We start from the raw sequence: 2,972 nt of genomic DNA on the forward strand, positions 1-2,972 counted from the left end.
TGTTAATGATTTCATGAGCTGTCACCAGACTGCTCACACGAATTGTCATCAGATTGCTTAACTGCCTGTCATAGATAATGGTGGATTCGCCGCCCGAAAACGGGCGGCTGACTTTTACTTAGTTGTGACCGTGAGCATTTCATGCTCTACTACAAACTTGATCATATAGTCATCGACCAGACGTCTCTGCTGTTGGAAGGCATACATCAGTGCCTTTTCGCAGATCCGGTTGATCATACGGGGAATTCCGGCAGATGCCTTGTGGATCTCATCCACTGCTTTTTCAGTAAAAACCTCCTGAGAACATCCAGAATACGCCATATGACTTCCGATGTACTGTTCTGTTTCCGATCTGTCCAGATGTGGAAGCGTACAATACATATCGATTCTCTGGCGAATAGCAGCGTAACGCTGTAACTTCAGTTTGTTTTCCCAAAGTTCTGTCTGCCCGACAAGGACTACTGCCATGGGACTGACAGAATCAAATTTGTAATTCAAAAGAAATCGGAATTCTTCCAGCGTTTCTTTTTCCAATAGATGAGCTTCATCAAGGATACAGACAACTTTCTTGTGCTGTACTCCACGGATGATTTCAATTTCCTGCTGTAGCTGGCGTTTGGAATCTCCCCGATAAAACCTTGATTCCAGACCGAGCTGATCCAGCAGCCCCTTATAAAACCATCTTGGAGTCAGCTTTGAGTCTGAAAGATAAAGAACGATGTAATCCTCTTTAGGAAGCTCTGAGTAAAACCGGCGGATCAGCGTTGATTTCCCACATCCGGAATCAGCGGTTACAACCGCAAACATCTGGCGGTCTGCCACATAGGATAAACGCCCTAATGTCTCGCGAAAAGCAGATGATTCATACAGCTTTTCAGGCGGAACATCACGGACAAAGGGTGTGTGTTCCATACCGAAGAATGCCTCATACATTGTCATTCGCCTCCTTCCGATAGGATGCAAATGAAATCGCGTCAGCTATCTGACGCTGTGTCTGTGCATGGCGGTTTTCTAAAGCATCAAGAAAACGGGATGTGCTCGGTTTCTGTTCCTGCATGGATGCCGGTAATACGGGACGTTTGTCACAGTATGAGCTGATTTTTATAGGCTGTGCTGTAAAAGGTTCATAGCCTGGATAAGAAACCGTGATCGTTTCAGGCGCGGCAGGGTCATAAGAAATTTCAACTTTATGCCCAATCAGTGATGGTTTTGTCTCGTATTTTATTCCGCGGAAACTGATACATCCGCCTTTGTCAACTTTGCGTTCTTCGTGATGAAGGAAAGCTTCCGCTACGACTGAAACATCCAGGAAAGTGAGCGGGCGGCTGTCGCGGTTCCACTCCTGAAGAGGTGTGATCCCTTCTTCCGGGACCGCAGCTCCAAGGCTTTCATAGTACTCACTGATCCCTTCATGAGATTTCTTGTGATAATACTCGTCTGCGAAGATCTCCCAGAGACGGTTTAATTCATCCAGGCTTTTGATACCCTTCAGCTTCGATTCGCGGATAAAATCATCCACGACCTGGTGGAACTTTTCGATCTTGCCTTTGCTTTTTCCGCTTCTCGGCTTTGCATGAATGACACGGATGCCGAGTTTGGAAAGGGAAAAACGGATTTGCTTTGCGATATACTGTGATCCGTTATCAAAGTAACAGGCATCAAAAGTTCCGTGACGCAGGATCGCCTGGTGAAAGGTATCCTCGATGATCGCTTCTTCCTGATTATCATAGAACCGGGAGAATAGCAGCCGTCTGGAATGGTCATCAATAGCCGAGGACAGATAGGTCTGTACTTTGGCACCGTTTTTTCCAATAGGAAGTTTGGGACCATACTTGATATCTCCCTGGATCAGCATCATGCGGTGTGGTTTGCAGAAGCGTTTCGATGAACTCTCACGGGCTTCTCTGTACATCTGCATATGTTCACGGCCAAACCCTGCTTTATAAAGATGTCTTTCCAGGGTTGGGCGTTTTAATACCCCCGGTGCTACAAAGCCTTCTGCTTCCAGAATGAAGATGATCTGTGCAACAGACCGTTCCGGGACCTCTTTCCTGAGCTGGATTGCCTGTTCCAGAAGAAAATCGAAATTGTCCGGAAGTCTCTGGGATCTGTGTTTTTGCCGGTCTGCCGGTTTGAGTCCAGAGAACTGGCTTTCTGCATATGCTTTCTCGTAACGATAAAGAGAGCGGACGGAGATGTTATTCTCCTGTGCAATCTGCCTGCGCAGCTGCAGACGTTTTGCGTCATCCATATCTTCCCTGAGAAGGGGAGATATAAGCTGAAAGCGTTTGAGTGCTTCCTGTTCCTGCCACTGTTGTTTCATAAGATTTTTGCTTGTATTCATAGTATAGCGACCTCCTTTGAGACCACTATACAGAAGCAGCCGGTGACAGACGAACCAAAGTAGGTGCACAGTGCTACCAGGGGATCGGCACCAGGAATCCCCCGCTGTTATAGATCAGGCGGAGAATGATCTCCAGCCAGCTTTGATATTTTTTTCGTATAGCTTCGAGCAGTGAACCTTTGGAGAAGAGGACTCCTTCCCCAAGTCTGAAGATACTGTAGCCGGCACTTCTAAGGTAGCCTTCTATGTTGGTCAGATTGACCTGCAACCACAGGAGCCAGCGCTGCATGGTCTGCATGGACGGATAGTCCTCGGAATCAGCATCTTCAGGAGTGACAACTCCATCAAGAACTCCTGATATAACCTCAGTTTCATAATGCTTATACGGGGAGAGGCAATCCGGAAGTTCATTATGATAGGAATGGCAGTTTTTACATCTGAAACGTCGTATCATCAGACGCTCCTTACGTCCGCCTTCTTTCCTTCGGATACGTACGCGTGAATCCCGGTAGGCAAGAATCCCCTGACATCTGGGACATATATGGCTGGTCACACTGCTCTCAACAAAAAACACCTGAATTCCCCTTGAGGGTTAACGTATAGTCTGATATAATAACCATGGTTTTAG

The 2,972-nt window shown here is 46.8% G+C and carries 3 protein-coding genes; all 3 read right to left on the reverse strand.

The window, feature by feature from the left end; all coding sequences use genetic code 11:
- Window positions 1–114: 114 nt before the first annotated feature.
- The 3 genes from FYJ25_RS14210 to FYJ25_RS14485 all read right to left on the reverse strand — a co-directional run bounded on the left by FYJ25_RS14210 (window position 115) and on the right by FYJ25_RS14485 (window position 2,918).
- Window positions 115–939 (reverse strand): ExeA family protein, encoded by an 825-nt coding sequence (locus tag FYJ25_RS14210; RefSeq protein ID WP_330578382.1) that lies wholly within the window; start codon window positions 937–939, stop codon window positions 115–117.
- On the reverse strand, window positions 926–2,344 hold the full coding sequence (locus FYJ25_RS14215; protein WP_154581588.1) for a Mu transposase C-terminal domain-containing protein: 1,419 nt from the start codon (window positions 2,342–2,344) through the stop codon (window positions 926–928). Before FYJ25_RS14215 ends, FYJ25_RS14210 begins: the two co-directional genes overlap by 14 nt.
- A 73-nt stretch (window positions 2,345–2,417) precedes the next feature.
- Window positions 2,418–2,918, reverse strand: a complete 501-nt coding sequence (locus FYJ25_RS14485; RefSeq protein ID WP_197702350.1) for a DUF6431 domain-containing protein — start codon at window positions 2,916–2,918, stop codon at window positions 2,418–2,420.
- Window positions 2,919–2,972 lie beyond the last annotated feature (54 nt).

Source organism: Anaerobutyricum soehngenii (genome assembly GCF_009697165.1).
In the GTDB taxonomy this organism is placed as follows: Bacteria; Bacillota; Clostridia; order Lachnospirales; family Lachnospiraceae; genus Anaerobutyricum; species Anaerobutyricum soehngenii.